General features: G+C 61.2%; 13 protein-coding genes. 6 read left to right on the top strand and 7 right to left on the bottom strand.

Annotation, left to right across the window (positions count from 1 at the left end; genetic code table 11):
* Positions 1–108: 108 nt before the first annotated feature.
* Genes AC07XF_RS18570 through cbiE form a run of 3 tightly spaced genes read right to left on the bottom strand, consistent with a single transcriptional unit; the run spans position 109 to position 3,135 of the window.
* Complete coding sequence (locus AC07XF_RS18570) at positions 109–837, bottom strand: cobalt-precorrin-6A reductase (RefSeq protein ID WP_495027587.1); 729 nt, start codon at positions 835–837, stop codon at positions 109–111.
* Positions 834–1,931: a cobalt-precorrin-5B (C(1))-methyltransferase gene (locus AC07XF_RS18575; protein ID WP_495027588.1), complete on the bottom strand. Its 1,098-nt coding sequence runs from the start codon at positions 1,929–1,931 to the stop codon at positions 834–836. The genes AC07XF_RS18570 and AC07XF_RS18575 overlap by 4 nt, the downstream gene beginning before the upstream one ends.
* Positions 1,924–3,135: a precorrin-6y C5,15-methyltransferase (decarboxylating) subunit CbiE gene (cbiE, locus tag AC07XF_RS18580; RefSeq protein ID WP_495027589.1), complete on the bottom strand. Its 1,212-nt coding sequence runs from the start codon at positions 3,133–3,135 to the stop codon at positions 1,924–1,926. The genes AC07XF_RS18575 and cbiE overlap by 8 nt, the downstream gene beginning before the upstream one ends.
* Before the next feature lie 229 nt (positions 3,136–3,364).
* On the opposite strand from cbiE, the gene cobG reads away from it, so the two are divergent.
* The 6 genes from cobG to AC07XF_RS18610 all read left to right on the top strand — a co-directional run bounded on the left by cobG (position 3,365) and on the right by AC07XF_RS18610 (position 9,443).
* The gene (gene cobG, locus AC07XF_RS18585; protein WP_495027629.1) at positions 3,365–4,672 is read left to right on the top strand and encodes a precorrin-3B synthase; all 1,308 of its coding nucleotides are present in this window, start codon (positions 3,365–3,367) and stop codon (positions 4,670–4,672) included.
* Positions 4,665–5,291 carry a precorrin-8X methylmutase gene (locus AC07XF_RS18590; RefSeq protein ID WP_495027590.1) on the top strand — a complete coding sequence of 209 codons (627 nt, stop codon included), beginning with the start codon at positions 4,665–4,667 and terminating at the stop codon, positions 5,289–5,291. Before cobG ends, AC07XF_RS18590 begins: the two co-directional genes overlap by 8 nt.
* The gene (locus AC07XF_RS18595) at positions 5,291–6,022 is read left to right on the top strand and encodes a precorrin-2 C(20)-methyltransferase (RefSeq protein WP_495027630.1); all 732 of its coding nucleotides are present in this window, start codon (positions 5,291–5,293) and stop codon (positions 6,020–6,022) included. The genes AC07XF_RS18590 and AC07XF_RS18595 overlap by 1 nt, the downstream gene beginning before the upstream one ends.
* A complete protein-coding gene (gene cobJ, locus AC07XF_RS18600; protein ID WP_495027591.1) occupies positions 6,022–7,725 on the top strand; it encodes a precorrin-3B C(17)-methyltransferase in 1,704 nt (567 codons plus the stop codon). The genes AC07XF_RS18595 and cobJ overlap by 1 nt, the downstream gene beginning before the upstream one ends.
* 188 nt (positions 7,726–7,913) lie before the next feature.
* Positions 7,914–8,723: a hypothetical protein gene (locus AC07XF_RS18605; protein WP_495027592.1), complete on the top strand. Its 810-nt coding sequence runs from the start codon at positions 7,914–7,916 to the stop codon at positions 8,721–8,723.
* Positions 8,724–8,792: 69 nt separating this feature from the next.
* Positions 8,793–9,443, top strand: coding sequence for a hypothetical protein (locus tag AC07XF_RS18610; protein WP_495027593.1), 651 nt, complete (start codon positions 8,793–8,795; stop codon positions 9,441–9,443).
* Between the two features lie 60 nt (positions 9,444–9,503).
* On the opposite strand, the gene AC07XF_RS18615 is transcribed toward AC07XF_RS18610, so the two are convergent.
* The 4 genes from AC07XF_RS18615 to purH all read right to left on the bottom strand — a co-directional run bounded on the left by AC07XF_RS18615 (position 9,504) and on the right by purH (position 16,089).
* Positions 9,504–10,100, bottom strand: coding sequence for a MarC family protein (locus AC07XF_RS18615; RefSeq protein ID WP_495027594.1), 597 nt, complete (start codon positions 10,098–10,100; stop codon positions 9,504–9,506).
* Positions 10,101–10,165: 65 nt separating this feature from the next.
* Complete coding sequence (locus AC07XF_RS18620; RefSeq protein WP_495027595.1) at positions 10,166–12,943, bottom strand: hybrid sensor histidine kinase/response regulator; 2,778 nt, start codon at positions 12,941–12,943, stop codon at positions 10,166–10,168.
* A gap of 99 nt (positions 12,944–13,042) precedes the next feature.
* On the bottom strand, positions 13,043–14,338 hold the full coding sequence (gene purD, locus AC07XF_RS18625) for a phosphoribosylamine--glycine ligase (RefSeq protein WP_495027596.1): 1,296 nt from the start codon (positions 14,336–14,338) through the stop codon (positions 13,043–13,045).
* 143 nt (positions 14,339–14,481) lie between these two features.
* Entirely contained in the window at positions 14,482–16,089 is a 1,608-nt protein-coding gene (gene purH / locus AC07XF_RS18630) for a bifunctional phosphoribosylaminoimidazolecarboxamide formyltransferase/IMP cyclohydrolase (protein ID WP_495027597.1), read from the bottom strand.
* Positions 16,090–16,129: the final 40 nt, after the last annotated feature.

The following is a 16,129-nucleotide window of genomic DNA, read 5'->3' on the forward strand; positions in this document are numbered from 1 at the left end:
GATGAAAGCAAGCCAAACACGCATCGAAAACAGTATTGCAGAAATGGGGGTATCCATAGATGTGGGAGCGGGCTTGCCCGCGAAGGCGTCCTGACGCGTTCGCAAAAATCAGGTTAAAAACTGCTCTGTCATCGCTCGCAACAGGTCTACGACCGAATCGAACTCCCGTTCCACGCTTGGCAATTCGGGACGCTTCAAAACAATCACCGGCACCCCCCGCTCACGCGCCACTTCCAGTTTCGGCTCGGTCGCCGTGCTGCCGCTATTCTTGCTGATCAACACGTCGATGTTTCGCCGCTCGAACAACCCACGTTCATCGTCGATCAGGAAGGGCCCACGTGCGCCGATCACTTCGCAGCGCTCGTTGCCCGGATACTCGTCCAGCGCGCGCAGGGTCCAGAATTGCTCCGGGGGGATTTCATCCAGGTGCTGCAGGGGTTCGCGACCGAGGGTGAACAGCGGTCGGCGGAAGGGTTTCAGGGTTTCGATCAGTTCGGCCCAATCGCTGACTTCCCGCCAGTCATCGCCCGCCTGGGCTTGCCAGGCCGGACGCCGTAGCGCCCAGCAGGGGATGCCGCTCAATTGCGCTGCAGTTGCGGCGTTCTGGCTGATTTGGGCGGCGTAGGGGTGAGTGGCGTCGAGCAGCAGATTGATGCCTTCATCGCCAATGAATTGCGCCAGGCCTTCGGCGCCGCCATAGCCACCGACGCGAACCTGGCATTGCAGATCCGTCGGCACCCGACCGACGCCGGCCAGGCTGTAGATATGCTGTGGCCCGAGCGTGCGGGCAATGGCCAGGGCTTCGGTCACGCCGCCGAGCAACAGAATGCGCTTCATTGAAAAGCTCCCGCATGGCCAACAACCCCACCCTGGCGATCAATGGCAAAGACTTCCACTTGAACCTGCGCCGGCACCACGCTGCGGGCAAAATCCAGGGCGTGCTGACAGACTGCATCACCCAGGGTGACCCCCGCTGCGGCGGCCATGGCCAGTGCCTGCTGGCTAGTGTTGGCCTCGCGGATGCGCTGCTGCAACGCCGCATCGGCGCCAACCTGCGCCGCCCATAGCGCCAGTTGCGGCAGGTCAATGCTCGAATGACGACTGTGCAAATCCATGTGCCCGGCCGCCAGTTTGCTGATCTTGCCGAAACCACCGCACAGGCTGAGTTTATCCACCGGTACTTTGCGCAGGTGCTTGAGTACGGCGCCAACGAAGTCGCCCATTTCGATCAGGGCGATTTCCGGTAGGTTGTAGACCCGGCGCATGGTGTCTTCGCTGGCATTGCCGGTGCAGGCGGCGATGTGCAGGTAACCGTTGGTTTTCGCCACGTCGATGCCCTGGTGGATCGAGGCAATGTAGGCCGCACAGGAAAACGGCCGGACGATGCCGCTGGTGCCGAGGATCGACAGGCCGCCAAGAATGCCCAGGCGCGGGTTCATGGTTTTCAGTGCCAGCGCCTCGCCGTTCTCGACATTGACCGTCACGTCGAAACCACCGCTGTAGCCGAGTTCGTCGGCCAGCCGGGCCAGGTGTTCGCTGATCATTTTGCGCGGCACCGGGTTGATCGCCGGCTCGCCGACACCCAGCACCAGCCCGGGCCGGGTCACTGTGCCGACACCGCGACCGGCCTTGAAGCGTGTCCCCGGTTCGGCGCTCAGGTGCACCTGGGAGTAGAGCAGGGCGCCGTGGGTCACGTCCGGATCGTCGCCGGCGTCCTTGAGCGTTCCCGCTTCGGCGCCGTGCTCGGTGAGGCGACAGAACTCCAGGCGCATCTGCACCTGTTTGCCCTTGGGCAACACGATTTCCACGGCGTCGACCGCTGTGCCATCCAGCAGCAGACGCGCGGCGGCGAGGCTGGTGGCCGTGGCGCAACTGCCGGTGGTCAGGCCACTGCGCAGGGGGGCGGGTTGTTCGGCGGTTTCGTCACGCATCGAAAGGTTTCGTCACGTCCAGCAAGGTAATCGGAAGGGCCTGGCGCCAGGTGTCGAAGTCGCCCAGCGCTTGTGCTTGCGCGATATGAATGCGGGTCAACTCTCCGCCGTATTGCTCGCGCCAAGCCATCAGGGTCATTTCACTTTGCAGGGTGACCGCGTTGGCAATCAGCCGGCCACCGGGTTTGAGTTCGGCCCAGCAAGTATCGAGCACGCCTGCGCGGGTGACACCGCCGCCGATGAAAATCGCATCCGGCCGCTCCAGTCCGGCCAAGGCTTGCGGCGCACTGCCGCGAATCAATTGCAGGCCGGGAACGCCGAGGGCATCACGGTTGTGTTCGATCAACGCTTGTCGGCCGTCATCCGCCTCGATGGCCAGGGCGCGGCAACTGGGGTGGGCGCGCATCCATTCGATGCCGATCGAGCCGCTGCCGGCGCCGACGTCCCACAACAGTTCGCCGGGGATCGGGGCCAGGCGCGCGAGGGTGATGGCGCGCACATCGCGTTTGGTCAGTTGGCCGTCGTGCTGGAAGGCCGAGTCCGGCAGGCCGGCCAGTCGTGACAGGCGAGGTGTATCCGGTTCTGCGATGCAGTCGATGGCAATCAGGTTCAGGTCGGCAATCCGCGGATCACTCCAGTCGCTGGCGATACCGTCGACACGCCGCTCGGCTTCACTGCCAAGGTGTTCCAGGACGGTGAGGCGGCTGGGGCCGAAGCCACGTTCGCGCAACAGGGCTGCGATGGCGGCGGGGCTGCGGCCGTCGTTGCTCAATACCAGCAAGCGTACGCCGCTGAACAATTGCGCGTTGAGTGCGGCGACGGGACGGGCCACCACCGAGAGTGTGACCACATCCTGCAAGGGCCAACCCATTCGCGCAGCGGCCAGCGAGCAGGAAGACGGCGCAGGAAGCGTCAGCATCTCGGCCGCAGGGAGTTGCCGGGCGAGGCTGGCGCCGACGCCGAAGAACATCGGATCGCCACTGGCCAGGACGCAAACGGGTTCTCCACGCAGTGACAGCAGCGACTCAAGGCAGAAGGGGCTCGGCCACGGCTGGCGCTCGCCGCGTATGCACGGCGGGAGCAAATCCAGATGCCGCTGGCCGCCAAAGATCTTCGACGCGCGCAACAATGCGTGCCGGGCGTTCTTGCCCAGACCCTTGAAACCGTCTTCGCCGATGCCTACTACCGTCAGCCAGGGTGTCATGCCGTTCCTCAATCACGCGTTCAACGTTGTTGGGCGGCATGATAGCGCGGGTTCCTTGAGCTGACTGCCTTCTGTTCCCGGATGAGCCCGTTGGCCACAGGCCATTGAGGCAGAGCAAGCATTCCGACCGGAGTCTTTTCATGCGGTGAAGCAAAGCAGGCATAATACCGCGCACTTTCGCCGTGAAATGCTTCGCCACCTGAACGGGTCCGCCTTGAACGAACGTCCGCTGTCTGCTGCCTTACGCCCCTCGGCCTGTCCGGGGTTGCTGCGTATTGTGCCGGCGCTGGATGGCGGCATCTGCCGGATCAAGTTGAACGGTGGTTCGATCAGCAGCGCTCAAGCCGAGGCTGTGGCGACTGCGGCCGAGCGTTACGCCAGCGGGACGATCGAGGCGACCAACCGGGCCAACCTGCAGATCCGCGGGATTGGCCACGAGCAAAGGGCGTTGATCGACAGCCTGCTGGCCGCCGATCTGGGACCACGCACGGCGGCGGGCGATGATGTGCGCAACCTGATGCTCAGCCCCGGCGCCGGGATCGATCGGCGCATGCTATTCGACACACGCCCGCTGGCCGGGCAGATCCTCGCCACATTGCAAAACCACGAAAGTTTCCACGATCTCAGTGCCAAGTTCGCCGTGCAACTCGATGGCGGTGAAGACCTGGCGATGCTCGAACATCCCCATGACCTGTGGCTCTCGGCGTTTGAGCAAGACGGCGAGCGCCGACTGGCGTTCGGTCTGGCAGGATGTCCGACCGACCGGCCCGCCGGTTCGGTAGCACTGGATGACGGGCACGCGCTGGTGGTCGCGGTCCTTGAGTTGTTCCTTGAACTGGCGCGCCCCGAGCAGACGCGGATGCGCCATTTGCTGGCCGAATACCCGATCGAGGGCATTCTGCTCCGGCTGGAAGAGCGTGTGCCGCTGCAAGCAGTGGTCGGTTGGCAGCGGGTTCCGGGCTCCAGTGATTTGCACGTGGGTGCCCACCCCCAGGCCGAATCCGGTGTCGTCTATGTGGGGGGCGTGCCGCCACTGGGACGGCTCGATCCCGCGATGTTGCGGGGTGTGGCACAACTGTCGCGCGAGTTCGGTGATTCCAGCCTGCGCTTCACACCCTGGCAAAGCCTGATGCTGGCCAATGTCCGCGCGGAGAACGCCGCTGAGGTCATTCGGCAATTGCAATGTCTGGGCTTGAAGTGCGAAGCCGATCAGCCATTGTCCCGGTTGATCGCCTGCACTGGCTCTAACGGCTGCGGTAAAGGCCTGGCCGAGACCAAGGGCGATGCCCTGCAACTGGCCGCGCTGCTGCACCGCCATGGACCGGCGCTGAACATACACCTGAGCGGTTGCCTGCGTTCCTGCGCCGCCGCGCATACGGCACCCGTCACATTGCTGGCCGTCGCCCCCGGTCTCTACGATCTCTATTTTCGCGATGCAGCGCAGCCGGGTTTTGGCGCGCTGCACGCACGCAACCTTACTATTGAAGCGGTCGCGACCCTGCTCGACGCCCGCTCACGGAGCCCCATTGATGCTTGATTACATCCGCGACGGTCAGGAGATCTATCGCAACTCCTTCGCGATCATTCGCGCCGAGGCCAACCTCGACCGAATCCCGGCCGATCTGGAAAAACTCGCGGTCCGTGTGATTCACGCCTGCGGCATGGTCGAGGCTATCGACGGTTTGCAGTTTTCCGAAGGTGCGGGCAAGGCCGGGCGTGATGCGCTGGCGGCCGGTGCGCCGATCCTGTGCGATGCGCGGATGGTCTCCGAAGGTGTGACCCGCGCGCGGTTGCCGGCCAACAACCCGGTGATCTGCACATTGCGCGATGAGAGCGTTGCGGAACTGGCCCGTGAATTGGGCAACACCCGTTCCGCCGCCGCGCTGGAGCTCTGGCGTCCGCATCTGGAGGGTAGCGTGGTGGTGATCGGCAATGCGCCGACTGCATTGTTCTACCTGCTGGAAATGCTCGACGCCGGTGCACCGAAACCGGCACTGATCCTCGGCTTCCCGGTAGGCTTCGTCGGCGCTGCCGAATCCAAGGCAGCGCTGGCGGCGGATAGCCGTGGCGTGCCTTTTGTCATCATGCAGGGGCGGCTGGGCGGTAGCGCCATGGCCGCCGCCGCCGTCAATGCCCTCGCCACGGAGATCGAATGATGCAGCAACCTGGACGTTTGATCGGCCTCGGCGTCGGTCCCGGTGATCCGGAACTGATTACCGTCAAGGCCTTGCGTTTGCTGCGCGAATCCCCGGTGGTGGCGTACTTCGTGGCCAAGGGCAAGAAGGGCAATGCCTTCGGCATCATCGAAGCGCACTTGCAGGAAGCCCAGAATTTGTTGCCGCTGGTGTATCCGGTGACCACCGAAGCCTTGCCGGCGCCGTTGTCCTACGAGCAAGTGATCAGCGACTTTTACGATGACGCTGCCGAAGAACTGGCCATGCATCTCGATGCAGGTCGTGATGTGGCGGTGATTTGCGAGGGCGATCCGTTCTTCTACGGCTCCTACATGTATCTGCACGACCGGCTCGCCGAACGCTATCAGGCTGAAGTCGTACCCGGTGTGTGCTCGATGCTCGGCGGTGCCTCGGTGCTCGGTGCACCACTGGTGTATCGCAACCAGAGCCTGTCGGTGTTGTCCGGTGTGCTGCCGCATGATGAACTCAAGCGTCGCCTGGCCGATGCCGATGCGGCGGTGATCATGAAGCTGGGGCGCAACTTTCCCAAGGTTCGCCAGGTGCTGGAAGAGCTCGGCCTGGCCGAGCGTGCGTTGTATGTCGAGCGCGCGACCATGGCCAATCAGAAGATCGTGCCGCTGGATCAGGTCGAACCGATGTCCTCGCCGTACTTCTCGTTGATCATCGTTCCCGGTGAAAGGTGGCAAGGCTGATGACCCGTCCAGTTCCGGCGATTGTCATTCTTGGCAATGGCAGCCTCGCGACCGCACGCAGCATTCAACAGGTGTACCCCGAAGCCCTGATCCATGGCCTGGCCGAACGGGTCGAAGGCGCGGATCGGGTTTATCACGAATTCGGTGCGACCCTGCGCGAACTCTATCAGCGGGGCACTCCGATCATTGCGCTGTGCGCGGCCGGGATCGTGATCCGCACGCTGGCGCCCTTGTTGCTGGAAAAGGGCGCCGAGCCACCGGTGTTGGCGGTGGCCGAAGACGGCAGTGCCGTGGTTCCACTGCTGGGTGGTCTCGGCGGGGTGAATGTAATGGCGCGGGAGATTGCCGCCGTGCTTGAAGTCGCGGCGGCGATCACCACCAGCGGTGAGTTGCGTTTTGGCACTTGCCTGCTCAACCCGCCCAGCGGTTATGCCCTTGGCGATCTGGAGCTGGGCAAGCGTTTCGTTTCCGATTTGCTGGCTGGCGAAACGGTGCGCATTGAAGGTGAGGCCCCGTGGCTGGCGCAGGCGCAGTTGCCCGAAGATGCACAGGCCCGATTGGCGGTGCATGTCAGTCATGCCGAGCGCGCACCGGCCGCCAACGAATTGCTGATCTATCCGCGCAACGTGGTAGTCGCCGTCAGTGCCGGCGTGACCAACGTAGCGACGGCGGTTCGCGAGGCGTTGCATCAAGTAAAAGTCGCCACGCAATCGCTAGCCTGCCTGTTGGTTGCCGACACGGAAATGGCCAACCCGGCGTTACGTGACGCGGCGCTGGAGCTGGGTGTGCCATTGCGTTTTGCCAGTGCTGAGGCAGGTATCGGTGAGCGATTGCGCGCTGTCATCGGCCAGCCTGTTTCTATCCTGGGTAACGACACCGTTGCCATTGCGGTAGCCGGGCAACCGGTGGACCCGTTGCAGATTGGCCGACCACGCGGACGCCTGGCCGTGATTGGTCTGGGGCCGGGGGCTGCCGAATTGATGGTGCCAGCCGTGAAGGCGGAACTGGCCCGCGCAACCGACGTGCTGGGTTACGAAACTTATGTGCGCATGGCCGGGCCGTTTCGCGCCGATCAGGTGCTGCATTGCACCGACAACCGCGAAGAGATGCAGCGCGCCCGCCACGCCTTCGAACTGGCGGCCCAGGGGCGTTCGGTGGTGGTGGTTTCCTCAGGGGATCCGGGTGTTTTCGCCATGGCCGCTGCGGTGCTGGAAGCGCTTCATGAGTCCAGCGATGCCCATTGGCATAATGTCGATCTCGAGATTTTGCCGGGGGTTTCCGCCTCGTTGGCGACGGCCGCCCAGGCCGGTGCGCCGCTGGGGCATGACTTCTGTGTGCTGTCGCTGTCGGACAACCTCAAGCCTTGGGCAATCATCGAGAAACGCCTGGACCTGGCCGCTCAAGCCGATCTGGCGCTGGCCTTCTACAACCCGATCTCGCGTTCTCGCCCGTGGCAACTGGGGCAGGCGCTGGATATCGTCGCCCGGCACCGCGTGCCAGAGACCCCTGTGGTGCTGGGCCGGGATATCGGGCGTCCGGGGCAGACGCTGCGGGTCACCACCCTTGGCCAGTTGACGCCCGATCAGGTCGATATGCGCACCATGGTGTTGATCGGTTCTTCGACTACCTGTGTATTCCCTCGCGCCGAAAATGGAGTTTGGGTCTATACACCGCGTTGGTATGGGAACAAGCCCGGTTCTTGAATGAGTGCGGCCTCTAATAAGAGGCCGCTATTTCACGCTTTAACTATGCCGGCTTCAATACAGGTCGTTACGTCTTGGTAACTATTGGCATAAGTTGATTCTTATATATAGGTTGATGGTTATTCTTGTATGTCTTAGCTTTGGTTTGTGCCGCATGGAGCGGCAGATTGTTAACCAAGGAACTTGATATGCAAAACTCGACCATTAATGACACGGCACAATTGCCTTTTGATGTTGCCGCACAAGATAAATACTTCAAACAGATCGAAGCACAACTCGCTGCCGTGCCTGCACGTCCACGGGCGAGGAGCCTGGCTACAACGGTGAGCGTTTCAGCCAATCGCATCGCTCAAGAACATGATGCTTCGGTGGTAGGTCCGTCGCTTGTAGTGTTCGAGGAAAAACTTTCCGAAGACGACAAGCAAGATGCCCTGGACAGCCAGTCCTTTGCCGAAGCGGTGGTTCGCAAGCTACCCGCCAACAGCACTCAAGAACAACGTTACGCCGCCTATAACGAAGCGCTGACTGCAATCGGCTGGGTGACGGAAAGCTATACGCGCAAAAAGTACGATTCCAAAACGCTGACATTGACCATGAATGACGCGCTGTTGCAGATCCTTCAAACCGTTATCAGTGCCGGCTCCGGCAACGTGTTGAGCCTGGTGGCTGCCGGTTTCGAAAAACTCAAGGGCGACAAGGAAGCGTTGAAGATCGTCGATTCCGGAAGCAAGAACAGTGAGCTTGTCAGCTTCAAGGCTGTCCCTTGCGTCGTTGCGCCGGGTGGCGGCATGGCGATGGTCATGGGCGGGCTGGATGTGTACAGCAAGAGTTTCAACGGCAACTTCCTGTTTATCACTATCAATACTGAAGGTGTGCATCTTTTTCAAGCAGCAGGTGTTCGAAAGTTCAATAAGCGCGCTTTCGATCGCAAGCGTCAGCAGGTTTACAGTTATATCGATCAGTTTGGTGATGATTTATTTAAAAAGTTGACGAGCTAATAAACTCGTAAGGGAGTTGCTCAATGCAAATTACTGATTGTCCAGGTTCTGGTCGGTGGGGGTTGCAATATGCCGGGTCTTGCTGATGCGATTGTAGTAGGGGGCTGTCTGCTGTCTTTTGCAGACAAGGTGCGCTTGCAGGATCAGCAAGACATACAGGATTGCTTGTTGTATGCAGAACTGGCGACAAATGATAAATACCCTGGGCAAGTATCAAAGAAGGTCTGGTTCGATTATTACCAAGGCCGTTTGCTCAAAGCCGGCTTTACCTTGAAAACTATTGTTCCGTCCGAACCTTTCAGAGTGTCGAATGTTCGCCAGCTGCTGAACATCAGCCATACCGTGATTGGTCATTTGGGTTCGGAGCGTTTGGGACAACTCGTCAAGGAAACCTACAGAGCATTGCAGCTCGACGAATTCGCCTGGGAGTTTTTCCGTGGCAATGTCATGCAGGGTGGTTTGGGTATTCTCAAGTGCGCACCTTGCGAACGCCTCGACTCGGGTGAAACGGTGGTCTGCCTTTACGGCATGCGCTACGACACCACTGTTATCGAGCAGGACTTCTTTTTCTGGAGCGAGTTTGACAAAGAAGTGGTCATCATCCCCGATGGCGGGGTGTTTGCTTTTGATCCCGAGGTGTTTGAAAACTATCGAGCGCGAGTACACGAAAAGATAGACAAGTATTCGGACAAGCTTCTCGTGCGCAAGCTAACGCTTTGAACCGTTTGCAAAACGAAAAAGAAAAGGCCTTGTTGTGAGCAACAAGGCCTTTTTTTGCGGTCAAGGCACCAGGTATCCCTTCACCCCGGTAAAGATGATCTGTGCCGCCAGTGCGCACACGAACAACCCCATCAACCGGCTGACGATCTGTAACCCCTGGTCGCCAAGAATGCGCTCGATACGGCCGGACAAAAACAGCACCACACCCACGGTAAAACTGGCCAGGGCAATACTGAAAATGGCCGTGAGCTTGTCGTCCCAGTGCGGCTGGCCCACGCCCATCACCAGCAGGGCACCGATGGTGCCGGGCCCGACGGTCAGCGGAATGGTCAGCGGGACGATGGTCACATCCTGCTGCACGTTGTCGGTCTGTACCGCCGATTTGCCTTGTGCCATCCCTAGTGCCGAGATGAACAGGACACTGCCGGCGCCGATGCGGAAGGCGTCCACGGTAATGCCGAAGACACTGAAGATCACCCGGCCGAACAAGTACAGCAGCACGCTGGAGACCAGTGTGGCGACCGCGACTTTCCAGGCCAGCCGACGCTGTTCCTTGCGCGAATAACCACGGGTCAGGCTGATGAAGCAGGACAACACGAAGAATGGGCTGTAGAGCACCAGCATCTTCAGATAAACGCTGAACAACTCATGGAGCATGGTGCCGGGCTCACTGGCGAGGGAAGTCGAGGGGGAGTCTATCAGGGGTTGCGAAGTCTGTCGGCTCAGGACGTTTGGGTCGTTGCACGATTTTGCTGGTCACGCTGGGCGACCCAGTGCTCGATCAGTTCGCGCAGTTGCGACAGCTCGACCGGTTTGGCCATGTGCCCGTCCATGCCGGCCTGGCGCGCACGCTCCTTGTGTTCGGCGAGGATATGGGCAGTCAACGCCACCACAGGGGTGCGAGCCCGCTGGTTGCCGACTTCCCATGCGCGCAATTGCTGGGTGGCCGAGAAACCGTCGAGGATCGGCATTTCGCAGTCCATCAGGACCAGGTCGTAACGCTGGGCTTTCATCGCCTGCAAGGCTTCTTCGCCATTGCAGGCGGTATCCGGTTGCAGGTTGAGCTTGCCCAGCATGCCGCGGATCACCTTGGTCGAGATGCTGTTGTCTTCAGCCACCAGAATGCGGAAGTCGCTTGGGACCTTGATCGGCAGGGCCGGGCCGTTTTGCACGGGCTGGGTGGCGGCGAGACCCTTGTTGCGTTGGGTCAGTTCGTCGGCCAGGGTGGTCTTGAGGGTGTAGCCGGCCACCGGTTTGGCGAGGATGCGCTTGATCCCGGAGTTGCGCGCGATGATCTTGCTCGGCGCATTGCTGATGCCGGTGAGCATGATCAGCAGGATGTCATGGTTCAGGCTCGGGTCTTCCTTGATCTTGGCCGCCAGTTGCATGCCGGTCATGCCGGGCATGTTCTGGTCCAGCAGGACCACATCGAAGTAATCGCGCAAATGCGCCTTGGTGCGCAGCAGGGCCAGCGCTTCCTTGCCGGAAGGTGCGGCGCTGACGTTCAGGCCCCAGGCGCTGCATTGCTGCACCAACACCTTGCGACAGGTGTCGTTGTCGTCCACCACCAATACCCTCGCACCTTGCAGCGGACCGTCGAGGTCGGAGGTCGGGTGTTCGAGGCGATCAGGATCCAGGGGCAAGGTCAGCCACAGGGTGCTGCCCTGGTTGCTGCCACTCTTGATCCCGAATTCCCCCTGCATCAAGCGAATCAGCTGGCGGGCAATCACCAGCCCCAGGTTGCCGCCCAGGTGGGTGGCCGAAAGGAAATGCCGGCTGTGCAGTTCGGCGTGCATCAGGGCGTCACGTTCTTCGGCATCCATGGGCTCGCCGCTGTCCTGCACGGCGATTCGCAGGCGCGGTCTGGCGTTGCGCTCGTCGAGCGCCACGACGATCAGGATTTCGCCTTCATCGGTTTTCTTCAGGGCATTTTCCAGCAGGCTCAACAGCGTCTGGCGCAAGCGTGTCGGATCACCGCTGATCACTCGCGGCACTTGCGGCTGAATGAAGCTGATCAACTCGACGTTTTGCTGCTCGGCCTTGGCGCGGAAGATGCTCAGGCAGTCTTCGATCAGTGCGTTGAGGTCGAACTGCACATCGTCCAGTTCGATCTGCCCGGACTCGAGTTTGGAAATGTCGAGAATTTCGTTGATCAGTGTCAGCAGCTCGTTGCCGGCGCTATGGATCGTCTGCACATAGTCGCGCTGCTTGACCGAAAGCGGTGTGCCAAGCAGCAGCTCGGTCATGCCGAGGACGCCGTTCATCGGGGTGCGGATATCATGGCTGATCTTTGCCAGGAACTCGGCCTTGGCGTTGATCTCGGCGTTGCTGGCCGCCAGGTCGCGACTGATGCTGAAACGGTCTTCGGTGATGCGGCGCTGGCGCTCGCTCAACGCAATGCTCATCAGCAGGCCGCTGATGCAGATGAACACCAGCAATGTGGTGATCAGGCCATGGGGTTCGACCAGGGTCAGCCCCAACAGGGCGGGCAGGATGACCAGTGTCCCGAGGTTGAATACCACCATCGCCGCCACAAAGAGGCGAGCCGGGCGATAACCTTTTTGCCAGTGATAGGTGCTGATGAACAGCATGCTCAGGCCGGCCAGGGCGACCAGACCGTAGGTAATGAAGTTCAGCGGCAAGGTATTGACGAACAGCAGCATCAGGTTGCAGGCGGTGATGAGCAGGACCTCGCCGAGCAGCAACCGGTTCAGCGGATGCGGCCCGAGCGGGGAGAAGAAGCGATAGGCAAGCATCAGGCCGCAGGGTGCAGTCATTAACAGTGCCAGGTAAGACCCCGGCGTTTGCAGTGCATGCCAGTCCGGCAGCCAGGGGCGGGCGAGGTTCAGCAACAACATCAGGCTGAGCATCAACAACCCTTCGCACGTCGCCAGCCAGAGGGCGCTGTGCGAGCGGGTGTAGGCGTAGCGGATGAGATTGTGCAGGATCAACATGGCGATGCAACCGAACAGCAGGCCATAGATCAGCGTCTGGTTCTGGTTGGCAGCCGCGAGGATCGCCGGTTGCAGGGTGATATAGGGCCGTAACTGGTGGTCGGAGTCCAGTCGCAGGTAAACGTCGAGGGGGTTGTCGCTTTGCGGCAGTGCCAGCATGAAGTCGCTGCTGGGCAATGGCCGCTCGGACTGGGGCTGTTCGTTGCCCGTGCTGGATTGATCGATCAGCTTGTCGCCGTCCAGCACGTACATGTTGAACTGGCGCAGGTCGGGTGCGAACACCCGCAGCAATTGTTCGTGTTTGCCCGGTGCAAGCCTGAATCGCAGCCATAACGCGCCATCGGGTTCGGCCGCGGTAATGCGGTCGAGCTCGATGGGGCTGAATTGATTGGTGTAACGTGCGGAACGAATATCGCTCAGTTGCAGGTCGCCCTGTTCGTCAAGCAATACCGCCCAGCCACTGCCTTGCGTGGCCTGGGCCGGTAGCATGCAGAGCAAGGTCAACAGCGTGACGGTTAAGCTTATGGCAATCCTGAGCCAGCGCACGGCGAAATCCCTTCTTAGGTTGATGCCAGAATATAACGATGCGCGGCGCCGGAATAGCCAGGCAAGGAATCGCAATCCCTGCCTGGCGTGGTGTCTACCTTATTCCTGACTCTCGCCGCGCTCGCGGGCAATGGCGCGGTAGCCAATGTCCTTGCGATAGAAACAGCCTTCCCAGTCAAGCGTAGCCGCCAGCTTGTAGGCCTGCTGCTGCGCAGCATCGACGCTGGCGCCCATGGCAGTGGCGCACAACACCCGACCACCGGCCGTCACCACTTGACCATCCTTGAGTGCGGTGCCGGCGTGGAAAACCTTGCCTTCCAGTGCGGCGGCGGCATCCAGCCCCTTGATGGCTGCGCCTTTGGCGTAGTCACCAGGATAGCCGCCAGCGGCCAGGACGATGCCGACGCTCGGACGTGGATCCCATTGCGCTTCCACTTTATCCAGCGCCTGGGCCAGGGCGGCTTCGACCAGCAGCACCAGGCTCGACTGCAGGCGCAACATCACCGGTTGGGTTTCAGGGTCGCCGAAACGGCAGTTGAATTCGATGACTTTTGGGTTACCAGCCTTGTCGATCATCAGGCCGGCGTACAGGAAGCCAGTGTAGACGTTGCCTTCCTCGGCCATGCCGCGCACGGTCGGCCAGATCACCAGGTCCATGACACGCTTGTGCACGTCGGCGGTGACCACTGGTGCCGGGGAGTAAGCACCCATGCCGCCGGTGTTCGGACCGGTGTCGCCGTCGCCGACACGTTTGTGGTCCTGGCTGGTGGCCATCGGCAGCACGTTCTTGCCGTCGACCATGACGATGAAGCTGGCTTCCTCGCCGTCCAGGAACTCTTCGATGACCACGCGCGAACCCGCATCGCCAAAGGCATTGCCCGCCAGCATGTCGCGCACGGCGTCTTCGGCTTCGGCCAGGGTCATGGCGACGATCACGCCTTTACCGGCGGCCAGGCCGTCGGCCTTGATCACGATCGGAGCGCCTTTTTCGCGCAGGTAGGCGAGGGCCGGCTCGATTTCGGTGAAGTTCTGGTAGTCGGCAGTCGGGATCTTGTGGCGAGCCAGGAAGTCCTTGGTGAAGGCTTTCGAGCCTTCCAGCTGCGCAGCACCAGCGGTCGGACCGAAGCAATCCAGGCCGCGGCTGCGGAACAGATCCACAACGCCGGCAACCAGCGGCACTTCAGGGCCAACGATGGTCAGGGAAACGTTTTTCTCGGCAAAGTCTGCCAGTTGCTCAAGCGCCAGTACGTCGATGGCGACGTTCTCGCACTTGGCTTCGATGGCGGTACCGGCATTGCCCGGAGCCACGAACACTTTCTGCACGCGCGGATCCTGAGCCACTTTCCAGGCCAGGGCGTGTTCACGGCCACCGCTGCCAATGATCAAAACATTCATTTCAAAAACCTCGGATGACGCTAATTCTGGAGGGCACCCCGCGGGGTGCTCTTGTAGGAGCTGGCTTGCCAGCGAAGAAGGCTCCGCAGTGTGTCTGACGGATCGCCTTCGCCGGCAAGCCGGCTCCTGCAGTGGGCGTTTTATCAGTGACGGAAGTGGCGCATGCCGGTGAACACCATGGCGATACCAGCTTCGTCAGCGGCTGCAATCACTTCGTTGTCACGCATCGAGCCGCCCGGCTGGATCACCGCAGTGATTCCGGCCTTGGCCGCGTTGTCGATGCCGTCGCGGAACGGGAAGAATGCGTCGGATGCCATGACCGCACCTTGAACCTGCAAGCCGGCATGTTCTGCCTTGATTGCAGCAATGCGCGCGGAGTTCACGCGGCTCATCTGGCCGGCGCCGACACCGATGGTCTGACGGTTCTTGGCGTAGACAATAGCGTTGGACTTCACGTACTTGGCGACTTTCCAGGCGAAGATCAGGTCGTTGATTTCCTGTTCGGTCGGTGCGCGCTTGGTCACCACTTTCAGGTCGTCGGCGCCGATCATGCCGATGTCGCGGCTCTGTACCAGCAGGCCACCATTGACGCGCTTGTAGTCCCAGGCCGCTGCGCGGTCAGCCGACCATTCGCCGCAGGCCAACAGGCGTACGTTGGCTTTGGCGGCAACAATGGCGCGGGCTTCTTCACTGACCGAAGGCGCGATGATCACTTCGACGAATTGACGCTCGACGATGGCCTTGGCGGTCTCGGCGTCCAGTTCGCGGTTGAAGGCGATGATGCCGCCGAACGCGGATTCGGTGTCGGTGGCGTAGGCCAGGTCGTAGGCCTTGCGGATGCCGCCTTCGGCGTCAGGGCTGACGGCCACACCGCACGGGTTGGCGTGCTTGACGATGACGCAAGCCGGCTTGACGAAGCTCTTCACACATTCCAGCGCGGCATCGGTGTCGGCCACGTTGTTGTACGACAGTTCCTTGCCTTGCAGCTGGGTCGCGGTGGCGATGCCGACTTCGGCAGGCTTGGCTTCCACGTAGAACGCCGCGCTCTGGTGCGGGTTCTCGCCGTAGCGCATTTCCTGGGCCTTGATGAACTGGCTGTTGAAGGTGCGCGGGAATTCGCTGCGGCCTTCTGTGCTCAGGGTGTCAGCCGCCTGGTTCACGGTGCCCATGTAGTTGGCGATCATGCCGTCGTAGGCAGCGGTGTGTTCGAAGGCCTTGAGCATCAGGTCGAAGCGCTGAGCGTAGGTCAGGCCGCCGGCCTTGAGGTTTTCCAGGACGCTGGCGTAATCGCCGGCATTGACCACGATGGCCACGTCTTTGTGGTTCTTGGCTGCCGAACGGACCATGGTCGGGCCGCCGATGTCGATGTTCTCGATGGCGGTCGGCAGGTCGCAGCCCGGCTTGTTGATGGTGGCTTCGAACGGGTACAGGTTGACCGCTACCAGGTCGATCGGCTTGATGCCGTGTTCGTTCATGATGGCGTCGTCGATACCGCGACGACCGAGGATCCCGCCGTGGATTTTCGGGTGCAGGGTTTTCACCCGGCCGTCCATCATTTCCGCGAAACCGGTGTAATCCGCGACTTCCACTGCGGCAACGCCGTTGTCTTGCAGCAGTTTGAACGTCCCGCCGGTGGAGAGGATCTCGACGCCCAGGGCTTCAAGCTCCTTGGCGAATTCGAGGATACCGGTCTTGTCGGAAACGCTGATCAAAGCGCGGCGGATCGGCAGGCGGGTAGTCTGGTCGGTCATTTCAATTTCCATCAAAAGCAAAGGAGTCAGCAAAAAAGGC

This window comes from Pseudomonas sp. GW821-FHT01C01 (genome assembly GCF_059422645.1).

What these genes read in the sequence shown, in the direction of transcription:
- AC07XF_RS18570 (WP_495027587.1), bottom strand. Translation starts at nt 837, where the DNA reads ATGAAGCGCATTCTGTTGCTCGGCGGCGTGACCGAAGCCCTGGCCATT.
- AC07XF_RS18575 (WP_495027588.1), bottom strand. Translation starts at nt 1,931, where the DNA reads ATGCGTGACGAAACCGCCGAACAACCCGCCCCCCTGCGCAGTGGCCTG.
- cbiE (WP_495027589.1), bottom strand. Translation starts at nt 3,135, where the DNA reads ATGACACCCTGGCTGACGGTAGTAGGCATCGGCGAAGACGGTTTCAAG.
- AC07XF_RS18590 (WP_495027590.1), top strand. Translation starts at nt 4,665, where the DNA reads ATGCTTGATTACATCCGCGACGGTCAGGAGATCTATCGCAACTCCTTC.
- AC07XF_RS18595 (WP_495027630.1), top strand. Translation starts at nt 5,291, where the DNA reads ATGCAGCAACCTGGACGTTTGATCGGCCTCGGCGTCGGTCCCGGTGAT.
- cobJ (WP_495027591.1), top strand. Translation starts at nt 6,022, where the DNA reads ATGACCCGTCCAGTTCCGGCGATTGTCATTCTTGGCAATGGCAGCCTC.
- AC07XF_RS18605 (WP_495027592.1), top strand. Translation starts at nt 7,914, where the DNA reads ATGCAAAACTCGACCATTAATGACACGGCACAATTGCCTTTTGATGTT.
- AC07XF_RS18610 (WP_495027593.1), top strand. Translation starts at nt 8,793, where the DNA reads ATGCCGGGTCTTGCTGATGCGATTGTAGTAGGGGGCTGTCTGCTGTCT.
- AC07XF_RS18615 (WP_495027594.1), bottom strand. Translation starts at nt 10,100, where the DNA reads ATGCTCCATGAGTTGTTCAGCGTTTATCTGAAGATGCTGGTGCTCTAC.
- purD (WP_495027596.1), bottom strand. Translation starts at nt 14,338, where the DNA reads ATGAATGTTTTGATCATTGGCAGCGGTGGCCGTGAACACGCCCTGGCC.
- purH (WP_495027597.1), bottom strand. Translation starts at nt 16,089, where the DNA reads ATGACCGACCAGACTACCCGCCTGCCGATCCGCCGCGCTTTGATCAGC.